The following is a 21,909-nucleotide window of genomic DNA, read 5'->3' as shown; positions in this document are numbered from 1 at the left end:
GTAACAAAGTAGAAGTCCTACCTCGCGCGCAAAACAACATTAATGTTTACGCCGCAATAACAGGAATGCGCCAAGCACAATAGCGGCGAAAATACCCACGCCCAGCAAACCCAATAACACCTTTGAAATTAAGCTATAACTGGGGTTGGTTTGCGTGCTTGCTGCCGTACTCGCATGCTCCGTGCTTGTCGACGCCGCCGTGCCCGACGAGTGCGAATACGTAAACGCCGGCCGCTCCCTGGCCTCGCCCAAAGTTTCAATTCCCAGCTTGAATTTCACGGGGAAGGATTGTGTGCTTTCATCTGCGGATCGATAGAAGGTGTTATAGCGAATACCCACGTATTGTTCCCCGGATAAACCATTGCCATGGAACTCGTGCGCGCCCGAAGTTCGGCCCCACAATAGCGGCGGCGTTTGCATCATCGCCTTCACTTCTTCGGTTGGGCTCAAAGTTACCGTCTCTATATCGGACCAAGTTTCGCCGCCTTTATTCCCGCGAACAGCAACCTCGGAATACACCGGGCTTAACACCGTGGTTTTCAAATCCCGCAACAGGCCGGCGGTGACGTTATTGCGGGTCGGCTCAATATCAATCGGCGGGGCCTGCACCTTTAATTGCAATTGCTGCCCCTCCTGAACATCCACCTTAAACCACAGCGTTTCCCCGGGGACGATCTCAGCGTCATACACCCCGGGCTGGACCAGCTGCGCATGACTCGGGCCGCGGGCACTGGGCACGCTACCTGCGGCATCGGAGAGATCGAAATCCAATGCGGGGGCGGTGGTGTTGGTGGCGGTGGTGGTGTCTGGGGTGGCGTCGGTGGTGGCCTCGGGGATCTTCCACAGCATAAATTCCATGGGCAATTCCGCCGCGTTTTCGAAATGATTTTCGCGCGTAATATTGATGTAAAAATCCCCCGGCTCGCAATTCTTGGACGTGGCCGAGTTGCCTGGGGCGGCGGAAATTGCAAAGCCAGTCATCGGCTTATCAAACGAATTCGATGCGTTGTTGTGGTCCCTATCGTCCGTGCAGAGATTGCCGTTCGCATCGCGGATTTCCACTCGCGAAATGGACCACGAGCCGACGTTATTGCCTGCTACGTCCGGCGGGAAGATCACATAATTCAGCATGACCCGTTCGCCGGCCTGCAGGTTTATCTTGTACGTCAGCGGCTTATCCGCAACGCTGGTATCCAGGTAATGCGTGGGGTCCGGTTTCCCGTCCTGCAGCCCGCCAACCTCAAGCAGCGGCGCATTTTCCGGGGTTTCCGTGCCCTTAACCGGGGTGCCGCCGGGCTCGTATTTCAGCAGGCTACGCGTGGATTTCAACACCAGCTGTTCTGTTAACGACGCCGCGTCCTTCGCGTCCGCGTACGTCCCGCCGCCCGCTTGGGCCACGCATTGCAATTCCGCGCGGGCCTGCTCATCCACATTCAGGCCGATCACATTGATCACCACGTCGACGCCGCGGGCGCGGATCTGTTTGGCCACCTCGCACACCGGCGGCGGCGCGCAGGTATCAATGCCGTCCGAGACCAGCACGATTTGCCGCGGCCCTTCCTTGGGCAGTTCCCGTTCTGCCTGCAATAACGACGCCCCGATGGGCGTGTAGCCGCGCGGGTTCAGGCCGCCTATCTGGTTCGCCATGTCCTCGCGGCTGCCGCCTAATGGAACTAGCGTACGAACGTCCCGACAGCCCGCTTCCTTTTCCTCATCGCCGCTGCCGGTTTCCGTCCCATAGGTGAGCAATGCGAGCTTCTGTTCGGATGGAAGCTCGCGGATCAGGGCTTGGGTCGCCTCCTTAGCGGCATCCATGCGCGTCTGCCCGCCCGCATCTTCGGCCAGCATGGAACCGGATGCGTCGATAATCACGGCGGTGGCGGGCTGTTCGGCCGCATTCGCGAACGGCGTTGGGCACAACACAAACGCTACGCAGAGCGAAATTAGCAGCGCCAAGGCCTGCCGAAAACGTGGCATGGTTTTGGGTTTCAACATAAACCATACGCTATCAATAGTGTGGCCTTAATAACTGTGTAAGTTATCACAATGACTCTGGCAAGGTCAGCGGGCGGCCTTTTGCGTGGTCGCGGGGCGGGCAGCGATTACGATTGGTGAATATGGGAATCATTCGAATGCGCTTTGTGCTGCGAGGCGTTGTGCAAGGCGTGGGGTTCCGCCCGCACGTTGCGCAAACAGCCGCGCGCTTCGACGTCTCCGGATTTTGCGGAAACGATGATTCCAGCGTGTTTATCGAGGTTCAAGGCAGCGCCGAAACAATCGATGAATTCGTGGATACATTGCTAGCCACATTGCCGCCGCTTGCGCACGTCATTGAAATTACGAAAGACCAGATTGCGTGCAAAGAGGAGGACAATTTTCGCATTGTCGCCTCCGAACGCAGCGATACCTCGCGTACCTTTATTCCACCGGATGTGGGCATGTGCGCGGATTGCCGGCGTGAAATGTTGGACCCTAATAACCGGCGCTTTGGGTACCCCTTTATTACCTGCACAAATTGCGGCCCGCGGCTCAGCATTATCACCGACCTCCCCTACGACCGGCCGCACACAACCATGCGGAAATTCCCGATGTGCCCCGCGTGTGCCGCCGAATATTCCGACCCCACAGACCGGCGCTTTCACGCACAACCGATCAGCTGTTGGGATTGCGGGCCCAAGCTATGGCTCGAATACGCTGGCGAACTGCTTTTCGACGCCCCGATCGGCACCGCACAGCAGCTCCTTGCGGCGGGCAAAATTCTGGCGGTGAAAGGGCTCGGCGGATTCCACCTGATGTGCGATGCCTCGAACCCCGCTGCCGTCGCCGAGCTGCGGGCTCGGAAGCGACGCCCCGCAAAACCCTTCGCACTGATGGTCCCCTTTGACGGGAGCGAGGACCCCGTGCGGCCAATTCGCATCGCCCCCGGCGAGGTCCCCGAAGGGATCGCCCCTGGCCTGCGGGAAGTGGGCACGATGTTGCCCTATACGCCGCTGCACGAGCTTTTGGTCACCATGCCGCTGGTGGCCACTTCCGGCAATGCACCCGGCGAACCACTGTGCTACACAAACGAGGATGCGCGGGCGAAGCTCGGCCACCTTGCGGACGCGTTTCTGATGCACGATCGGGATATCCATATCCCCGTCGAGGATTCTGTGCTGCGCGGGGACACGCCAGTTCGCCGCAGCCGGGGGCTGGCTCCCCTGCCGATCCCGATCGGCGATGGCCCGACCGTCTTAGCGGTTGGCGGTGAACTCAAAAATACATTCGCCTTGGCGGTGGAAGGTTTCGCCCATATCTCAGCCCACGTCGGGGAAATGGCCTCGCTGGCTTCCCAACAAGCTTTCGAGCGCGCCGTCGCACAGCTGCTGAGCATGCACCGCAGCGCGCCCAAGCTCGTGGTGTGCGATCTGCACCCGAACTACGCCACCACCGCATGGGCCGAACGCTATTGCGATGCCCACGATGTGCCCCTACTCCAAGTGCAGCATCACGCGGCGCACGCCTATTCCCTACTTGCGGAACACGGTCTGACCAGCGGTGTCGTGGCAACTCTCGACGGCACGGGCTATGGCACCGACGGCACCATTTGGGGCGGCGAAATCCTGCGGGTTTCCGGCGCGACCTGGGAGCGCCTCTGGCACGTGCCAAAGTTTCCGCTGGTAGGCGGGGATCTCGCCGTCACCGAGCCGGGGCGGGTACTGCACGGATTGGCGCACGCATGGGGGCTGGATCTACCCCACCACAGCCCACTGGTTGAATCGCAATTACGTTCAGGTTTCGGTGTGGTGGAATCGACTTCCTTGGGGCGGATTTTCGACGCCGCCGCGATACTGCTCAACCCCGAGCTCGAAGTGACCTACGAGGCTCAGGCAGCGATGTGGTTCGAGCAACAGGCGACCTCCGGAATACCCAGCGGCGCGCACACATTCGCAGCGGCCTTTACGGAGCTTGCACAGACCCAAGATGCGTTCCGCTTTCACCACGCTATCGCCCGCATCATCGCCCGTGAACTGCGCAAATCAGGGGAATCCGTGGTGGGCGTGAGCGGCGGCTGCGCGCTAAATCAGGTGCTGGTCACGCTGCTGCGGGAAGAACTCCAAGGAATCGAACTGCTCACCCATCGCGTGGTGCCGCCGAACGATGGCGGGTTGAGCCTTGGGCAGGTCGTCGCGGGGCGCCTCGCATGGGCAACCGAGATGGGCGAAAACACCCCCGACGCGATCAACAACTAACGGTACTCTCGCGGCCGTACGAATCGCCTTTGTGGGGATTTTATGCGATTCGAAAAGAGTTTGCGAGCGGGCGAGGGCGACCCAATATCCACCACAATGAGTACCGAACGCGTGAGCTGTATAAACAAAGACTGCTTATTGGATTGCGCTATTCCTCGCGCTAGCACATATGTAAAAATCGGCCGGTAGCGTCAAATTCACCATCTGCTTAATCATTGCAGCTAGGGCACTGTATTGCGAACGTACCCCCGCCTATTGATTGCTATGTAACATTGCTTCGCGAACGCTTCGATCGAGCCCACAGCCATTTTGGTGTTCCGCGCAGCGAAAGGCACTTTACCGATGACAATGAGTTATTCTCGCACCAAATGCATCGCGAACAGACACGTTAATACCCATGCCACGTTCTGATCCATGTAACTGACCCCTTGATTGGAAGTATGTGAATGTGTAGCGAGTCTGTAGCGGCGATTCGTGTTTTGGTGGTAGACAACGATCCCCTCGCAATCTCAACGATTAAACGCTATCTATCCTGCGAAAACGACATCAGCATCATCGACGAAGCCCAAGACGGTTTCGATGCATTGGACAAACTCAAACAAAAGGCCGTCGATATAGTCCTCGCGGCAATTCGAATGCCCGCCATGAGTGGCGTATCCCTGCTCCAAGAAATGCGGCTGCGAAATATTCCAGCCAACTTTATCGCCATGACCGCGCTGGATAGCGACAACACCATGATCGAAGTGCTTACCGGAGGTGGCTCCGGCTACCTAGTAAAAAGCTCTACCCCACGAGAATTAGTCACCGCCATCAGGAGCGTTGCCGCAGGTGGTGTGGCGGTTTCCCCGAAACCACTCAGCCGACTCGTGTCATATATTTCCGATAAGCAGCCCCAGCCGAAAAACGCCTCCCCCGTTGCCAGCACCTACGAAAACCTCAATGCGATGGAGAAAAAGGTGCTAGACAATTTGTGTTGCGGCAAATCCAATGCGGATATCGCCCGCACTTTGCAATATTCCGAGGCCACCGTAAAGAAATACATTTCTTCGCTGATTGCCCAATTTCACGCGAGTTCCCGGCTGGACCTCGCCATACTGGTCATCGAATCAGGGGTAATAACCAAATGAGAGCCCACATTTTCTGGGTCGGCGGCGTATTGCTGCTCGTCGGCACGCTGGCGGCCTGCAGCGCGGATAGTACCTCGCTGCCGAACCCAGACGACCTATTCCTGGGCCGGAACCCTGACGAGCCGGTGATCAAGGAAGTTGACCATACGGGGCATTGCGCCTCCACCGTAATTAAGTTCGAAGAAGCCGGCGACGGCGCGAACCTTACGTATTACGGCCAGCCCGGCGATCGCGTCACCTACACCTTCCAGTACGCGGACGGAACGGAAACCGAACGCGGAGCCGAAAACAATGACGCGATGACCAAGATCGTGCAACTTAGCGCCGAGGAGATCCGAGACCTGACACGCATTACCGCCGCCGCCACGGGCCAAGTGGGTATTGCGAACTCTTGTGTGATCGAGGTCGCGGGCAGCGACTAAGCTCCACTACTCATTACGGCGATGCCTCCGCAACGAAGCACCCAGCAGGTAGCTACTGACCACGCATGCGGCCGCCGCGAGCGGCAACGCGATCAGGAATCGACCAGGTGTGCTAGCCAATTGTGGCCACACGGGGAATGCCACGATCCAAAGGAAGGTATCCGCCAACACATCTCCGCCCAGCGTCATGCCGATAATCGTCCAGAGGATCATCGCCGAGATCGCCCCGCCTGCGCCGTAGCGAACCATCAGCGCCAAGGCCGTAAATAGCAGACATGTTCCAACGATGATCCAGAGGACGCTGAGCCCGAGGACCCGCACCACATCTTCCCCACCCGCCAGCAGCGCTAGGGCCATAACCATCACCAGAACGGCCAATACCAACACATGCACGACCCCAAACGCCACGCTAATCCGCGGGTTTTCCGTATATGTTTGCGTATGTGTCTCGGCGTTTGCGCGCCAGGTAAGTACCGGCAGGATTCCCACGCCGATCGGGAAAATGGCAAACCCAAAGAAACTCGTCACAATGCTTGGCGAATACATGATCGAAGCGAAAGCAATCGCCACCACCGATAGCACCACGGCCGTCAGCACGCCGCTACCCCGCAGCGAGGAGAGCGCCGCGCCAATCGGCACTGTTTTCGGATTACGATGCGCCTGGGAAACCGCCGACGCCAACGCGAACGGGGCCGCCAACTCCACCCGCTGATCAACTCTTTGAACTGCTTTTCGACGCCGCGACGGCTGGCGTTCCTGAACACGTGTGGCCACTGCGAACATAACGAAAGCAAAGAATGTGCAAAGTACGAGCCCAAGCATCGGGGATTCCTGCGCCGCCGGATAATCCGGTGTGATCGGCACCCCATTAACCTGCACACCCACCGGGACCAGCATGATTCGGATCGGCCACGCCGGTGGGAACAGCCACCAAAGGGAAAACTCGGCACTCATCACTCCGATAAACTGCCACACGATCCCCACCAATAAGGCCGCGATCGTGCCGAATTTACGAGCCACAATAGCCCCTAAACCCAAGAGGCCGAGCGAACCCAAGAGTGCGTACAAACCTGCGATTGTCGCGGTAGCCGCATGGGATCCGATCAACAGGGCTACCCCACCGAAACTCAACGCCTGAAACGCCGCCGACACAGCCGCCACGCCGCACAGCCGAGCCAAGCGATCGGCAGGTTCGGAAGCACCTCGCCAACTGATGCCGCCGTTTCGGGCCGCGCGTTCCCGCTGCTCAGACAGCGCAGCCAAGAGCATCATGAGCGGCGCCGCCATACCTGTCACATACATCACCTGCCACGAGAAGGGCATCGAATCGTACCCCGCGCCGCGCGCCCCGGTAGAAAGCACCACGCTCAATACACTGAGAAGCAGGCCAATCAGCGAAAAGTACAAAACCGACGAAGATTTCAACCGTATCGCTTCCGCACGGAGATACCTTGGGAAAGCGATTACTGCGGTATTCATAGCAACCCCTCCTGGGCTTGTGGCACGCCGAACATGCTTTCGGCCGTTGGGGTTGGCGACGTCGCTAAGCGAGTTGGTGCGTTTGACATTGCGGTGGCGTCGAGGAAGCGCGCCTCCAAATCGCCGCCCTGACGGAACTCGTCCGCGGTGCCCGAAAACACGGTCGTACCGCCGTTAATGACGGTGATATCGTCCGCGAGCCGGGAAACCTCGCCCAGCTGGTGGGAACTGACGAGGACCGTGCCGCCCGCGTGCGCCCACTGCTTAAGAAACTGGCGGAGATCCGAAATCCCTTGCGGATCAAGGCCGTTTTGGGGCTCGTCAAGGATCAGAATCGGCGGCGAGCCAAGCATCGCAATCGCCAACGCCAGGCGAGCGCGCATACCTGTGGAAAACGAACGCGCTTTCTTCTTCCCCGTTTGGGACAATCCCACCAAAGTAAGCACACGATCAATCTCCGACTTTGGCAGACCGAGAAGCGACGCATGAATCTTTAAATTGTCGCGAGCGGAAAGATGATCGTACAAAGCCGGACCATTAATTGAGGAACCAATTTGCTTCAAGCTTTCCTGGCTGACCGGCCCACCAAACACTGAAATTGTGCCCGATTGGACTGGGATCAGGCCGAGAAGCGCCTTGAAAGTAGTGGATTTACCCGCACCGTTGCGCCCTAGCAAGGCATGCACCCGTCCTGGATAGACGCGCAACGAAAGGTCTTCAAGAATCGTGGTTCCGCCGAGTGCAACGGAAATTCCCTGGATTTCAATTGCTGCTTGCATACTTTTAGTATTGGTTATATGCGAGCAAATGTAATCCGACCGTAGTGCCAACTTTGATCTCATACCGTGGTAGGAGAAACTATCTTAAAATCCAAGGTTGATTGGTACTCGACTGCTGCGGATTATTGTTGGCGAATGTTTATTCGCTATGAAGCCCGGCTTCACGAGCCAGAATAACCAATGCGATGCGATCTCTGCAATGCAATTTCGATAATAGATGCGAGACGTGGGTTTTTACGGTAGTGCCGGATATAACTAATTGTTTTGCTATCTCGGGATTAGTTTTGCCCTGCGCGATTAAGGTAAGGATTTCGGCTTCGCGGGGCGTGAGCAGGCTTAATCCTTGTTGCACCTCGGCCGCCAAAGGCTGGGCGGGGTTATTGAGTTTGCGGCGCCACGCTTCGATCACATGTCCGGTAACGCCAGAACTCAAAACGGATTCCCCGCGATACACCGAACGTACCGCCGATAGCAGCACCTCCGGCTCGGCGTCTTTTAACAAAAATCCGTGCGCACCAGCAGCCAACGCACGTTCGATGAGATCCGGGACATTAAAGGTTGTGAGCATCAATACGCGGACTTGCGGGGCAATGCGCCTGATCTCCTGTAGCGCACCGATTCCATCTAGCACGGGCATTCGGATATCGAGGATCGCAATATCAATCGGCTCACTCCGAATGGCGGAAACGGCCGCATGGCCATCGGCGCAGGTAGCCGCGACCTCGATATCTGGTTGGCTATTCAGTATGGTAGCGAGCGCGGAAAGAAGCAGCGGTTGGTCATCGGCAAGCAACACGCGAATTGTCATTGGGGGTCCTTTGGCAGCCAAGCATAGGTGGAAGCGGTGTTTTGATCGAGCTTGAATTCGAAATCCCCACCGAGCGCCGTGCACCGTTCCTTGATGCCTTCAAGCCCAAAACCGCCTGATGAGGCGAAACGCTGCCCAGAGTTTGCGGAAACCCTACTGGTTGCCCGCAATTCGATACGATCTTCGAGTTCATTAATGCGCAAGGTCACGCGCGTGCCCACGCCCTGATGCTTCAATGCATTGGTCAAAGTTTCGGTAAGCACGCGATGCAGCGCAAGCTGGACAATCGGCGAATATCCATGGGTATCGGCATCGAACTCACAGTCGATATACAACCCCGCTTCGCGGAATCGCTCGACCACGTCATGCAGACGCATCGTCTGGGGCACATCAACATTCCCGGAACGCAGGGCGTTTACAATCATGCGCACCTCCGCGATGCCCTCGCCCGACACCTTGTGGATCGTCTCTAGGCTCGCCTTCGCCGACGCCTCATCGAACATACCTGCGGCGGCCTGCATGCGAATCAGCGTGAGTGAATGCGCCAACACATCATGAATCTCGGAGGCTATTCGCAAATGTTCTCGCTCGCGGCTGCGCTGAATCGCATCGTGGCGCGCGGCTTCCAGCGCTTTCCGCCGCAGCCCAAGGAGCACCAACGCCAAAATCGTGATCCAATGCAACGCCAACCACGTGAAGCGGTCCTCACCGCTGCGATACTCAATCCCACCGCTATCGGACAAACGCCACATAAAAGGCGAAATAACGGAACCAATTGCCGCAAGAACGGACACCACAATGATCGCCCGTTGTTGGACTTTGTGGGATCTGGCCAGGCAATACAGCGCCCATGGAGCCAGCAGCAACGCCAGTGGATACCCCATATTCGTGGGCAGCACGCTTATCGACGCCGCAGACCACACCCCCAACAACACCAGCGTAGCGCTCGCACAAAACAGCGGATTTGTCCGCAAATACAATGCGACACCAATTAGCAACACAGAAATAACGGCGTGCAACCACGCTACAGCGATCACGGTTGGATCCGGTATTTCTTCACTAACGCTCGCGGAATACGCAATCAGTATTTGAAACGCTGCCGCAATAGCGGCCACCACAGCAATTGCTATGTCTCCGCGGAGAGGTCGTTTCATAAACACGCAATCCAGTCTAACTACCGGCCCGCAGAAGCGCCTTTTAGCGATCTCCACAGGCCGGCAGTTCGAAATCAGTTTCTTACTTAAATGTAGAGGTGGGCCGCCTGCAATCGTCTTCGTATTTGACGGCCTCGCAGCAATCGCACCGCTCCAAAATGCGCTCCGCAATGGATGAAACGGGCTGCACGATCACATCGCGTGACTTTTTAGATACCCCGACAACGATGCCCGCCAACAGATAGTCCCCATGCTCATTCTTTCGAAACACCGGGGAGCCGGAATCGCCCGGCCGCGTTGGGGAACCGTCAAGCGCCGTCGCCCGAATCAGATCGTAGGAAATGATCCCCAAATCAGGATTCCTTCCCGCATAGTCCAGTTGTTCGACGCGCAGCTGCTCTTCTTGGACCCCGCCGGTGGCAAGGTCAACGGTATATAGATCCAGCTCTTCACCCTGATCCGCCTGCTCGTCAGAGATCCGGGCACAAGGTGCGTGGAACGAATCTCGGTCCATTGTCACAACGGCGGCGTCCATGCCTGGAATCTCGTCCACGCGTTCGACTTCGGCCTCGGCGTTATCACCGGCCAACGTGATATCCGCGAGCGAGTCAACCGCCTTTGTGCAGTGCTGGGAGGTAAGGAATTGATTCGCACTTAAAGACACACCGCTGCAATGTACATTGCCCGATTCCGTCTTTAATTGATATAGCACGAATTGCGAACCATTTGATTCGGCACTTTCAAGAGTTAACTGATCCGCCCCCTGCTGGAATACCTGCAGCGGAAATTCCTCCAGCCCGCCGACGATATCATTTGCAGCTTCTTGCGCGCTCGCGCTTGCAGTACCAAGCACGATCATTGCCACGGCACTTACCGCCATCTTTGCAAATGAATTCAATACCCTCATGAGCGCACACCTTCCTGACCAAACAGCAAGTCATGCAGGCCCGTGCTCGAGGAATACTGCTGATTAAAGCACGTGATCCCTTGCTCCGATTCTGGGTCCAAATGCACACAAGCATTGTTAACATTGCCCATCATCAACAGTGTGGCAGCACCCGCAAAGGCAACACCAACGACGTTTAACGCCAGCGCACCAAAGGCCAATTTCCGACGCCCCGACTTCCGCTCGTTCATGGCCGCAACAACGCTTGGAGCAAACAATACAACGACGACTACTCCAGCTAAGATCGCAAACCAGCAAGCGATGGTTGAAATCAATGAGACAACAAACAGGATCGGAGTCAAAAGTGACACAATACGACTCAATGCAAACACTCCTTTGTACGGTGATTTTGGTTTAGTATCCGCCGATGGTCCCATTCACCCGGCACCGCCGCATTCCCCAATAGAAAACGTAAATGCTTAATGGTGCGAGGAAAAGAATCCACATCAGGGCGGGCAGCAATACGGTAAAGGTTTCTGAAAACCTTGAGCCCGTGAGCGTCGATAAACGCAATGCAGACATGACGGAAGTAGTGGGGACGTAGAAAGCGAGCTCTTGAATCCACCTCGGGTAAAACTCGACCGGAAACATGACGCCGGAAAACAATCCGACTACCACGGTAACTGCCCAGGTAAACGGCTCGCCGGACTTGGAATTCAGGATGTAACCTGCGGCGCAGAGGCCGATCGAGGACATCAACACGAATCCGATAATGATCGTGACAACCAGGTTGAGCCAGTTCACGCTCGATGACACATTGAACACAACGAAGAAGCACGTCATGATCAAAGAAGTGCTTATCAGCGTGGATAGTAAGCTCACAAATAACCGCGCCATGATAATGGTTGGCAATCCGAGCTTGGACATAATGATCAATTCCAGCGTGCCCGTGCGCTGCTCTTCGCGGATCGTCTCTTTGGGTACATTCATCAGCATAAATAAGATGGAAGAACCCATAGCGCCAGTGACCATGAACCCAATAACGTTTCCCCCATAGGCTTCCAGTCCGGGGAGCGAGCCACCTTGAGAGAGGAAGAGCCCGAGCAATCCGAATTGGATCAGCCCGACTATGGAGGACAACGAAGTCAAGACGAGTTGCGTCTTATAGGTTCGCTTCTCACGCCAAAACCGCCTCATTTGCGGGATGATTAGGAATACGGCGTCGGAGATCATTGCAGGAACTCCTCGGACGTGATCACATAGTCACTCACCTCGGCTAACTCCATGTCGTGCGTAGAGACGATCACAATGTGGCCACCTGCCGTCAATGCGCTGATCATGGCGTACACGACTCGACGGTTTTTGGCGTCCAACGTGCTGGTTGGCTCGTCAAGAATCACAATGCCGTGTGAGGTCAGCGCGGCCACGAGCAACCCATAAATGCTGCGCTGGCCGAGAGACAGGTCGCTGAAGCGGCATTCGAAAAACCGAGCGGCGTCAAAACGGGAGAATAATTCCTCGATCCGCTCGTGCACCTCGTGTTTATGCAGGCCGTTGAGGGCGCCGATAAACTCCGCGTTCTGATACCCGTCGAGCCGGAAATTAAAGCTCCGCTCGGAATACAAACTAAGACCGATTTTGGAACGAAATTTCTTCCAATCATCGGCGGTGTTCCAGCGTCCGAAATAGACACGGCCGCTCGAAGGGATCACCAAGCCGGTGAGCAATTTAAGCAGCGTTGTCTTGCCAGAACCATTTGGGCCAATGATTGCCGATGATGTCCCCGGCGGAAAATCTTTGGTCCAGTGGTATAGCACTGGGCGGTCTGGGTAGGAAAAGCTCACGTCATCACAGCGCAATGTTTCCACAAGGCACCCCCAAAATCAGCAATTGTTTCGGCAAAGGTTGCGCGGTAGCAATCGCATGCATAACGATGTGCAAACCATGAATGCCATCCCAAAAGCCGAATTCCGCCTCGGGAATGGCCCCATCGCTCACTTCGAACTCACGGGCTAGTGCACCCATAACGTTTTCTGCGTGTTCCCACCAACTACCCGGGATCGGTTTGCCCATAAGGTAGTTCAGTGCCATGCGCCCAGCCAATCCATGGCAAAGCCCGGGCCCGTCGAACGCGCCGCTTGCCGGATCGAGGTAGCTCGGGGCGTCGAAACTCATTTTGATTCGGTCTGGGATCTCGAGGCCGTAGATGCGCCAATAGACTTCGAGCATCGGCAGGCCGTAGCACCAACCGTTGCGGGCGAGCGGTCCCGGAACAAAGTGTTCGATATCTTGTTCGGAATCGCCGTCGCTGGACGGGTGTCCACACAAGTAGTACGGGAGGCTCGGCACGATGGCGGCATCGTAGCCGCTTTGAATTGCTGAAATCAGCGGCGCGATCGCCGGTTCGACTCGTGATCGATCATCCGTTCCAAGTTTGGCGAGCATCAGACCGAGCACTCCGGTGATACCGTGCGCCTGACCGAAATCAAGGATTCCGAACGCGGCTCGCGGCTCTTGTTGGATCACCTCCGCAGGCACGGCGATCGATGGCGTCCAGAAAAAGTCTTCGAAATCGGAGGTAGCCACTTGCGCCAAAAACTCGGTGGCTTCACGCACGAGCTGCTGGCAAGGCGCGGCGGCGGGCGGATACAACGTGAAGTAGTAGAGGCCCCCGGTGAGCCCGATGGCGAAGTCGTAATCAAAGCGCGACATGCCCACATTCTGTTGCAATTGCTCGAGGTTGCGGCGTACATGGCGCAGCATGCGATGCTCGAGTTTATCCAACGCACCTGCGAATTGCTCCGGTGAAGTCTTGACCGATTGCAATAACAATGCAAGCCCGGTCAAACCACCGAGAATGCCCGCATGCACGTAGTTATTGGTGCCGAGGCTGCTGAACACGCGATTGAGGTGCAAGTCAGTGAGACGCATCCAATCGTACGAATCATCGATAGCCGCCATCGCGGCGGCGGAATAGGCCTTGCCCAAATTGCCATCATTGATGCCCAACGGGTCCTGCGAAGCACTTTCCGCGCGCAGCGCTTGATATAGCGCGGCCGCGCATTGCTCTTGAACCCGATAGGCGGGGATATTGAGTGTCTTCATTCCAGCTCACGCCCTTTCCAACGCTGGCGCGGTTTTCGCCAATGCTTTCCAGACTTGTCGCTCATCGTCGGTGGAGATTCCCAAGCGATTGCAGAACAAGTGCGCCGCCACGGCCCACGGTTCGGCATGATCCTGCGTTACCGGCGCAATTGTCCCCATCGCACCGGATATCGCTTCGAAATATTGATCGATCTGACCGTTGTACGGGCGAAGCAATTCTGGAAGTTCCCCCGGAATTTCCACTCGCTGCTTCCCACCGCGCCTCATCTGCCTTTCTGCCTGCTGTTCTGCAGCCTGAATCTGGGTGCCGTAACTCAGGGGACTTGCATGAAGCCACCGACGCAAGAGAAATGCACGCTCCCCCGCGGACAAAGGTTCGAGTAGCTTCTTGGCGGACAGCCAGCTGACCAAAGCAGATTCTGCGATAAACAGTTCGGTAAACGCGGCGAATGCGGCGCTGCCACCGTAGCGTTCCACTTCGAGGCGATGCTGCTGCTCGCTGATCGTGCTCACCCAGCCGTCCCACACCAATTTGCCAAAGAAGTCTCGAACGTCGTTCCGCATAATGTGTTCGCGTAACAGCCGCAGCCGGAGGCAAGTCTTGCCAGCCTGGGTCGTATAGCGCACAAAGTAGAACGGTATTGGCAATTTCGCCAACAGCGCGATCAGCGGATTCACATCCCCTCCCCTAGGCACAATCTCTAGGTTGCACCACTCGCTGATCGCGGGGATCAATTGCTCGAAGCCATATGTATTCACATCGCCAAACTTCGGCCGTTCCACTGGACCACCCACAGCGTTGTCCTGCACATGAGAGTTCGCAGCATTGCCCGCCGCACGCTCGCGATGCACGCATTGAAACGACACCACCAATTCGCTATGCACCGCGAACCCATCGGAATCAGTACACAATGGAATTCCAGAATCGGCGCCTGCGTCTTCCACCCAGTTATCGCCCGAGCCCAAGAGCCGTCGCAGCGTAGAAATATCGGAAATCGTATTCCGATTCACCAACACTTTGCGGTCGCTAGTACCCAAGCGGAGCTCGATCGAAATGCCGAGTTTATCGCACCACGCATTAAATACCTCCAGCGTCTTTTCGCCGCGATAACGGTACTTGGGGCGTTGCAGAATAACGTTGTCAAAACGAATTCCAGGCAAGAAATCGTGATAGCGCTCCATGGTTCCCCAATGCCATTGCATCGCCGGCCAATTTGCGGTGGACACAAGGTACAAGAGCCGCACCCAATCGGGATACAAATGAATAGACACCATGGAAGCGGGTTCGAAGTTTAACCTCGTACCGTCTGCATGCTCGAGGAACACTCGCTCGCCATCCGACCAAAGGTACAGATCCTGGCACACCATTTCCTCACCGGCGGTGGCAAATGCATTGACGTTTAACATGCATTCCTGCCCCTGTTTGAATTCGCGGATCGCGTTTACCTTGCGGTCATTGCTCATCCAATCAAGCCCAACCGTCATGCTGTCTAAGGAGCCGTGGTGCATCGCTGCATCCGCACCCGAGTTATCCAACAAACGGTACCTTGCGGTCAGCGTATTGCTCGGCGTAGCAACAACCCCATCGCACACAATGAATTGAACGGTGCCGCCATTGTGTGATCCCTCGTTATAGCTGGTCGCCCCAACCACCTGCGGCACCACCGGCACCGCGAATGACTCAAATTGATCCGAGTATTCAACATCAAATGCGCGATCACCGCGCGCCACAATGTCCCTCACCTCGGGTGCATTGAGATCAATCCAGCGCTTGTCGTTTCCAACCGCCCACGCGCACAATTCGACGAATACAGGAGACACTTCCGCGCGACGCCTAGCGCTAAACTCATCGATCACATCCTGATACGAAACACCGAATGCGGGGTGAATAAGATCCACGAAAGAAATACGGCTGTACCCGTAGCGCTCATGTAACATTTCCGCGAAATGCTTGGCCACACCCTGATCAGAAGTATCCACAAGCCGATGGCGCAATATATACGCAAAGCATTTCTCTAAGCTGTCCAATGCTTGCGCACCCACATAGCCCCAGGCATCGCGCCTAGTTTCGAACTCAGCGTCGCGGTTCTCCACAACCCACTGCCGCACACTTCCGTCCAGCCGATCCCACGGACGCACCCGCTTGTCTACGCCCTGCTCACTGCAGTTTTCCACGTACCCAACGCTGTGAGTGGAAAGCAAGAATTCTTTCTTGACCAGCTGCAATACCGCCTTTTCCACCACCCGAACCTCACCCACGTGAAACTCTTCAGCAAGCCTTCCAACAAGCCGATCCCACAGGATGGGTTGTTGCGCAAGCGCCACGATTCGATCGATGACATCGTTTTTCCCCACCGATTCGAACACTTCTTTGCGTGTTCGCGGGGCGGTAACAAAGTACCGCGCCCCAACAGCGATCACACTGGGGTTCCAACGCACCGCCGACGGCGCGCCGCCCACAGGATTCTCCACGGTGATTGGCGTCGCACAGCCAATCTCCAGCTCGTCCCGAAGCACAATCTCCAACAGACGTTCGGTTGAATCTCCTGATTCGGCTTTCGAACCCAATGTTTCATAGACCTGCCCAACTCGGCCAACCAAGCGCGACGGAGTTGCACGGCTAGCCGCCCGCGCCATGAGCGTAGACACGTGGCGCAGGGTTTTGCGCCCTTTCTTGGAATCCAATCGCAATTCCCCGGCTAGAACCGCACGCACATTCGCATCAATGATTGGGCTAAACGCCGCCAACATCGTGCGAATCGTCGGATTTTCATACGCCAACCGAATCTGCGCCAAACCATCCTGCTCGCCGAGAAACCGCTGATATTCCTCCCACCGAACGGCGGCCGATCGAATTCCCTGCACCGTTGCCTGCAATTGATACGTCACAGTACGACGCCCCGTTCCTCAAGGTTAGCCGCGATGATCTGCTGCTCCTCGGGGTCGGCGGCGGCCATTACTTCCGCCAAGCACTCATTTAGTGCGGTACGCATATTATCCGCAAACCAATCTTGACACCCAGGCAGCACGGGCCCGCGCAAGAAAAACAAGGCCCGCCAGATATCACCCTGACCAAGGCTGGTAAAAACCTTGCCGAGATCGCTCGTGATTTGAGCCGTGGTGGAATATTCACGGCTCTCGGCGTTGTACTCGACATCAACCCCCAGTGAACTGCACCCTTTCACCGGGTACCATAGTGCATTCTTTGAACAGAAATTGTTGTACAGCTCGCAAAGCACCTTTTTCTTTGCGATCTTCCCATCGTTTTCAGAAAGCAAATACGCAAGCTCCAGGGCCTTAATATTGCTTACTGAGTTACCATTGACACTCGGTTTACCGGTCAAAGTGATGGTCAGCAACACGTTCTCCCTTCCATAACGGCCGATCACGAACATCGAATTACCACAAGCCTGAGGCGCCTTATGGCTTGGGTAAGTAGTTGATCAATCGATCGGAACCGACTTTATAAAGGGCGTTACATCGGAACAAGGATTTTACACAGGAATATTCTTAAGTCTACGCACGTATACACTAAAGTACATTTCCATCTACTTTTTGCGAATTTCGTCATCGGCTTTCGAACAAAAGTCTTTTCAAAACTCGACAACGACCATCGCAATCAACCCCCACTCGATAATGCGTTTGCCATTATTTCACCCCCTAAACCCCACGTAATCCCACCCCACTCGCCCACCAACAGCAGCTCGGAGCCCCAAAAGAAACTGACCCCAGCATCAAGACTTAAACACGTTTAGGGGCGCGGACCTTGCGTTGGTCCGCGCCCCTAAAAGCAACGTATTACTTGGAGATGTTCACATTGCACGTAATGGACCGCAATGCGCATCCCTGCAGCACGCCGGTAATGCAACCGGGCGTGCACATGACCACCGAAGTGATCTGGGGTTCGATGTCGCCCTGTGCGTCACCTTCAGCAAAATCGAATTCGTAATCAGCCATGACAATCAACCTTTCAAATACCAGAAATGAAATCGAGGAGGAAAATACTTCATCGCATTCGCCGTTGCGTTGCTTGCGACAATTTCAAATATAGCGGGATTTCTACGGTTGAAAAGGGCAACTGGAAGCAAACAGTTTAAAGCGAATACAGCACCTTTCAACCGTGCACAATCTGCGGCAATTAAAAACAAGTGGCTTGCAATTTTCCCCGAAATATGACAACTACACACCCATCAATTCCCCTACCCCCAAATCCCGCCTGTATCCATAATCAGCACCGCAATCACCGGCACCACCAAAACCCAAAGGGGTCGCAGCACAAAAGTGCCACGACCCCTTTGGGTACGTAAAGTTCACCCCCGAGAAAAGAACCCCGACCTAGACGCGCTCGACCTAGATATGAATCGTATACACCGGCGGCGTCGGCCTAATGCAATTCGCGGTGCTCGGGCAACAAATAACACTCGTAAAGTCGAAAACTCCGGGCGGGAACTGGTCACCTTCGGCGAAATCAAATTCGTAATTGGGCATTGCTCTTGCTCCTCCAATACTCTTCGGGCAGAGCGCTTCCGCACTCCTTGGACGATTTGGCAGGCCCCAATCTATCCAAGGGGAAAAGGACCATGCAGCACAATGCGGCGCAAATCGGCACAAATCAAGTAAAACCACCCGCGTCAAAAGGCCCCGCCTCTCCCGCATATGCTTTCGCGATGGCCCCTGCGCTGCTCCCCCAGGCTCCTTGGGTTTCGCGCCCGCGAAAGTACGCAGTTATGGCCACGGAAACGCAGGTGACGTGCACGAACAACACCGATGCCGTGCGCCATGTGTGCTACCGGGGCAACCACATGGCGAATCGGTAATTATTGCGCCACGGATTACGCTGTGACCATGACGATGGTGATAAACAAACTTGTTGCTGCTGCGGTCTTGCTCGCGGTGGTTGGCTCGTACGTCGTGGTGTTTTCCGGCCCCACGATCCGCGGGCTTATTGATTTCTTTTTGCTATCGCTGGCGACCGTGATCCTCGCGGCGCTCAATGCCCTCATCGCGCTGATTCAGCGCAACCAAAAGTCCGCACCCAGGCACCCCTTCACCTTGATCACCAATGTGACCTCAATCGGCGTGTTGCTGCTGATTGCCGCCCTCATTTTCATGGTCACGGGCGGCTCCCCGACAGACGAAAACGGCAGCAATATCGGCGCGGGCTTAGTGATGCTCGGCGTGCACCTATTTGCGTTTTTCAACGCCATCCTGGTCCTGGTTACCCCGCGCGCTCGCGCCGCACAACCCGATGCCCATCCAGAGCCCCAACAAATCTCCACACCGCACCCGATGCCCGAGCCAACTTCAGAACCCGCGCCGAACTCCGGCAATTAACAAATTCGGGGTAGGGGATCGCCGACAAGCATGTCTACCATGCGGGTCCCCCCAAACCCCGTTCTGAGCACCACCGAGGCCGCTGGCTGTTCGACAACATGGCCGATTACCCGCCCGGCGGGCAGGCAGGATACCGCCGCATCGGCCTGTTCAGCGGGAACAATCGTGACAAAGGTTCCCTCGTTTGCCACGTAAAGCGGGTCGATCCCGAGCATGTCGCAGGCGGCCCGCGTCATGTCTCGGACGGGAATCTGGGCGTCTTCAAGCACCACGCCCAGCCCCGTGCCATTCGCAAATTCGTTCATTACTGTGGCGAGCCCGCCGCGGGTTGCGTCACGCATCCAGCGCGGATCGCAAACCTCGAACAAGGATTCCACTAAGCCGTTCACAGCGCGCGTGTCGGATTCAATGGGAGCCACAATCGCCAAATCCCCGCGGGCCAACATCACCGCCATCCCGTGGTCCGCTATGGGGCCGGAAACTATCACTGCATCGCCGGGCTGGGCGGGCGTCGAAAAGCGCCCCGCTGGGACGACGCCGACGCCGGCGGTGGTGATATACAGCTGATCACCTGCGCCTTTGGGCACAACCTTCGTGTCACCGGCGACGATCTGCACGCCCGCTGCGTCGGCGGCATCGCGCATGGAGGCCACGATTTTGCGCAATACATCGATATCCAAGCCCTCTTCGAGAATAAAGGCCGCGGACAAATATTTCGGCCGCGCGCCGCCCACGGCGAGGTCATTTACCGTGCCATTCACCGCGAGTTCGCCAATATTTCCGCCTGGGAATTCGATCGGGCTCACCACGTAAGAATCGGTCGAAAATGCAAGCGAACTGCCGGGGTCCTGGGCAAGCTCGGCGAGCGGGAACACCGCGGAGTCGCCGCGCTGGTCGAGCACGGCGTTGCCATAGGCGTCGTAAAACACCGCCTCCACGAGCGCGGCCGAAGCCTTGCCTCCCGCGCCGTGGGCGAGCGTCACATGACTATCCGTAAGCCTGTGCCCTCTCGAACGCACTCGCGATATGTTGAGGTTGACTCGGCGTTCGTCCTGATTGAGACGGTTTTTGGGTTCCATGATGCTCCTTGCATGCCAGCGTTCAAATCAATGGTAGCCCCGCTGGTAACGTGAAACATGGCGAAAGGAGCTGCGTTATGTGCCTTGGCGTTCCGGCGCAGGTGGTGGAGATTCAAGATGGCGCTCGCGCTACCGTAAGTATTAGCGGAGTGTCCCGCATGATCTCAACAGAACTATTGATCGGGGAAGAACTGGCCCTCGGGGACTGGGTGCTCGTGCACGTCGGCTTCGCGCTCAGCACCATCGACGAAGAAGAAGCCCAAATTACGCTGCAGCAAATCAAACAGCTCGGCGGCGATACGTTCGAAGACGAGCTCGAATCGTTTACCTCATCTGACATCACTTAGTAGGCACCCCAGCATGAAATACGTTGATGAATTCCGCGACCCCGAGGCGGCGAAGGCGCTCCTTCGGCGCATTGAAAACGACGCCGAAAAAGTAGGAAAAACCATCCATTTAATGGAGGTTTGCGGCGGACACACGCACACGATTTACAGGTACGGCTTGGAAAACCTACTGCCGGAGTCGATAAATCTTGTGCACGGCCCGGGCTGTCCGGTGTGCGTGATTCCGATGGGCCGCGTGGACGACGCCCTCTGGCTGGCCGAACAAAGTAACGTAATCCTGACTACCTTCGGCGATATGATGCGCGTGCCCGGCTCGAAGGATTCGCTGCTTGCCTCCCGCGCCCGGGGTGCTGACGTCCGCTTTGTCTACTCCCCACTCGATGCGCTCAAACTTGCGAAAGATAACCCGACGAAGCACGTTGTTTTCTTCGCAGTTGGGTTCGAAACCACCGCGCCTTCCACCGCCGTCACCCTGGAAACCGCGCGCCGCGAAAAGCTCCCAAACTTCTCCGTCTTTTCCAATCACGTGACCATCGAACCACCCCTGCGCGCCCTGGTAAACGACGGCAAAACACAGGTCAACGGCTTTATCGGGCCCGGCCACGTAGCCACGATCGTAGGCACACAAGCATTCGAATTCCTGCCACGCGAGTTCGGCCGCCCAGTGGTTGTCGCGGGCTTTGAGCCGCTGGACATTCTGCAATCCGTGGACATGTTGCTGCAACAATTTATCGACGGCCGCGCGGAAGTGGGCAACCAGTACGCTCGCGTAGTCCGCGCCGCGGGCAATCCTGGCGCGCTGCGGCTCATGTCCCGAGTGTTCCAAATCAGAGATACGTTCGAATGGCGCGGACTCGGATGGTTGGACCGGTCCGGTCTTGGCATCGCCCCCGAATACGCCCCGTGGGACGCCGAACAAATCTTCGATATTCCGGGAAATCGCGTTGCCGACCCCGCGGCCTGCGAATGCGGTTCCGTACTGACCGGCCAAATCAAACCCTGGCAATGCCGCGTCTTCGGCACCGCCTGCAACCCAGCGACCCCGATCGGCACCTGCATGGTCTCCCCCGAAGGGGCCTGCGCCGCCTACTACAACTTTGGTCGAATCGACCGCGAAGCCAATGCCGCTCTCGCACACACGTAGCAATTAAGGAACC

The 21,909-nt window shown here is 56.7% G+C and carries 20 protein-coding genes; 6 read left to right on the top strand and 14 right to left on the bottom strand.

Annotated features, from left to right (window positions below; genetic code table 11):
- Positions 1-39 precede the first annotated feature (39 nt).
- Positions 40-1,995, bottom strand: coding sequence for a vWA domain-containing protein (locus CCANI_RS03000; protein WP_146323880.1), 1,956 nt, complete (start codon positions 1,993-1,995; stop codon positions 40-42).
- 122 nt (positions 1,996-2,117) lie between these two features.
- Here CCANI_RS03000 and hypF point away from each other — a divergent pair, with 122 nt between their 5' ends.
- The 3 genes from hypF (at position 2,118) to CCANI_RS02985 (ending at position 5,781) form a co-directional block, all read left to right on the top strand.
- The gene (gene hypF / locus CCANI_RS02995; protein ID WP_146323881.1) at positions 2,118-4,232 is read left to right on the top strand and encodes a carbamoyltransferase HypF; all 2,115 of its coding nucleotides are present in this window, start codon (positions 2,118-2,120) and stop codon (positions 4,230-4,232) included.
- Between the two features lie 446 nt (positions 4,233-4,678).
- Positions 4,679-5,359, top strand: a complete 681-nt coding sequence (locus CCANI_RS02990) for a response regulator transcription factor (RefSeq protein WP_146323882.1) — start codon at positions 4,679-4,681, stop codon at positions 5,357-5,359.
- On the top strand, positions 5,356-5,781 hold the full coding sequence (locus CCANI_RS02985; protein WP_146323883.1) for a hypothetical protein: 426 nt from the start codon (positions 5,356-5,358) through the stop codon (positions 5,779-5,781). The genes CCANI_RS02990 and CCANI_RS02985 overlap by 4 nt, the downstream gene beginning before the upstream one ends.
- Positions 5,782-5,787: 6 nt before the next feature.
- Here CCANI_RS02985 and CCANI_RS02980 read toward each other — a convergent pair whose 3' ends face one another.
- From CCANI_RS02980 to CCANI_RS02925, 12 genes are all read right to left on the bottom strand, one after another.
- Positions 5,788-7,260 (bottom strand): ABC-2 family transporter permease, encoded by a 1,473-nt coding sequence (locus tag CCANI_RS02980; RefSeq protein WP_146323884.1) that lies wholly within the window; start codon positions 7,258-7,260, stop codon positions 5,788-5,790.
- The gene (locus tag CCANI_RS02975; RefSeq protein WP_146323885.1) at positions 7,257-8,039 is read right to left on the bottom strand and encodes an ATP-binding cassette domain-containing protein; all 783 of its coding nucleotides are present in this window, start codon (positions 8,037-8,039) and stop codon (positions 7,257-7,259) included. The genes CCANI_RS02980 and CCANI_RS02975 overlap by 4 nt, the downstream gene beginning before the upstream one ends.
- A gap of 139 nt (positions 8,040-8,178) precedes the next feature.
- Complete coding sequence (locus CCANI_RS02970; RefSeq protein WP_146323886.1) at positions 8,179-8,847, bottom strand: response regulator transcription factor; 669 nt, start codon at positions 8,845-8,847, stop codon at positions 8,179-8,181.
- Positions 8,844-10,001, bottom strand: a complete 1,158-nt coding sequence (locus CCANI_RS02965; RefSeq protein WP_146323887.1) for a sensor histidine kinase — start codon at positions 9,999-10,001, stop codon at positions 8,844-8,846. The genes CCANI_RS02970 and CCANI_RS02965 overlap by 4 nt, the downstream gene beginning before the upstream one ends.
- An 82-nt stretch (positions 10,002-10,083) precedes the next feature.
- The gene (locus CCANI_RS02960) at positions 10,084-10,908 is read right to left on the bottom strand and encodes a trypsin-like serine protease (protein ID WP_146323888.1); all 825 of its coding nucleotides are present in this window, start codon (positions 10,906-10,908) and stop codon (positions 10,084-10,086) included.
- Positions 10,905-11,270: a hypothetical protein gene (locus CCANI_RS02955; protein WP_146323889.1), complete on the bottom strand. Its 366-nt coding sequence runs from the start codon at positions 11,268-11,270 to the stop codon at positions 10,905-10,907. Before CCANI_RS02955 ends, CCANI_RS02960 begins: the two co-directional genes overlap by 4 nt.
- Positions 11,271-11,301: 31 nt before the next feature.
- Positions 11,302-12,120: an ABC transporter permease gene (locus CCANI_RS02950; RefSeq protein WP_146323890.1), complete on the bottom strand. Its 819-nt coding sequence runs from the start codon at positions 12,118-12,120 to the stop codon at positions 11,302-11,304.
- Positions 12,117-12,731, bottom strand: coding sequence for an ATP-binding cassette domain-containing protein (locus CCANI_RS02945; protein WP_186750148.1), 615 nt, complete (start codon positions 12,729-12,731; stop codon positions 12,117-12,119). The genes CCANI_RS02950 and CCANI_RS02945 overlap by 4 nt, the downstream gene beginning before the upstream one ends.
- A 4-nt stretch (positions 12,732-12,735) precedes the next feature.
- Positions 12,736-13,992 (bottom strand): lanthionine synthetase LanC family protein, encoded by a 1,257-nt coding sequence (locus tag CCANI_RS02940; protein ID WP_146323892.1) that lies wholly within the window; start codon positions 13,990-13,992, stop codon positions 12,736-12,738.
- 6 nt (positions 13,993-13,998) lie between these two features.
- Entirely contained in the window at positions 13,999-16,881 is a 2,883-nt protein-coding gene (locus CCANI_RS02935; RefSeq protein ID WP_146323893.1) for a thiopeptide-type bacteriocin biosynthesis protein, read from the bottom strand.
- Positions 16,878-17,354, bottom strand: coding sequence for a hypothetical protein (locus tag CCANI_RS02930; RefSeq protein ID WP_146323894.1), 477 nt, complete (start codon positions 17,352-17,354; stop codon positions 16,878-16,880). Before CCANI_RS02930 ends, CCANI_RS02935 begins: the two co-directional genes overlap by 4 nt.
- Positions 17,355-17,790: 436 nt before the next feature.
- Positions 17,791-17,949, bottom strand: coding sequence for a gallidermin/nisin family lantibiotic (locus tag CCANI_RS02925; protein WP_146323895.1), 159 nt, complete (start codon positions 17,947-17,949; stop codon positions 17,791-17,793).
- Positions 17,950-18,837: 888 nt separating this feature from the next.
- Here CCANI_RS02925 and CCANI_RS02920 point away from each other — a divergent pair.
- Complete coding sequence (locus CCANI_RS02920; RefSeq protein WP_146323896.1) at positions 18,838-19,326, top strand: hypothetical protein; 489 nt, start codon at positions 18,838-18,840, stop codon at positions 19,324-19,326.
- On the opposite strand, the gene hypE is transcribed toward CCANI_RS02920, so the two are convergent.
- Complete coding sequence (gene hypE, locus CCANI_RS02915; RefSeq protein ID WP_146323897.1) at positions 19,323-20,405, bottom strand: hydrogenase expression/formation protein HypE; 1,083 nt, start codon at positions 20,403-20,405, stop codon at positions 19,323-19,325. The two genes, CCANI_RS02920 and hypE, sit on opposite strands and share 4 nt — an antisense overlap.
- 77 nt (positions 20,406-20,482) lie before the next feature.
- Here hypE and CCANI_RS02910 point away from each other — a divergent pair, with 77 nt between their 5' ends.
- Together CCANI_RS02910 and hypD are read left to right on the top strand one after the other, a co-directional pair.
- Positions 20,483-20,752 carry a HypC/HybG/HupF family hydrogenase formation chaperone gene (locus CCANI_RS02910; RefSeq protein ID WP_146323898.1) on the top strand — a complete coding sequence of 90 codons (270 nt, stop codon included), beginning with the start codon at positions 20,483-20,485 and terminating at the stop codon, positions 20,750-20,752.
- Positions 20,753-20,765: 13 nt separating this feature from the next.
- Positions 20,766-21,896: a hydrogenase formation protein HypD gene (hypD, locus tag CCANI_RS02905; RefSeq protein WP_146323899.1), complete on the top strand. Its 1,131-nt coding sequence runs from the start codon at positions 20,766-20,768 to the stop codon at positions 21,894-21,896.
- Positions 21,897-21,909 lie beyond the last annotated feature (13 nt).

The sequence above is a fragment of the Corynebacterium canis genome, from assembly GCF_030408595.1.
GTDB lineage: Bacteria > Actinomycetota > Actinomycetes > Mycobacteriales > Mycobacteriaceae > Corynebacterium > Corynebacterium canis.
This window is presented reverse-complemented; position numbering and strand designations above follow the sequence as displayed.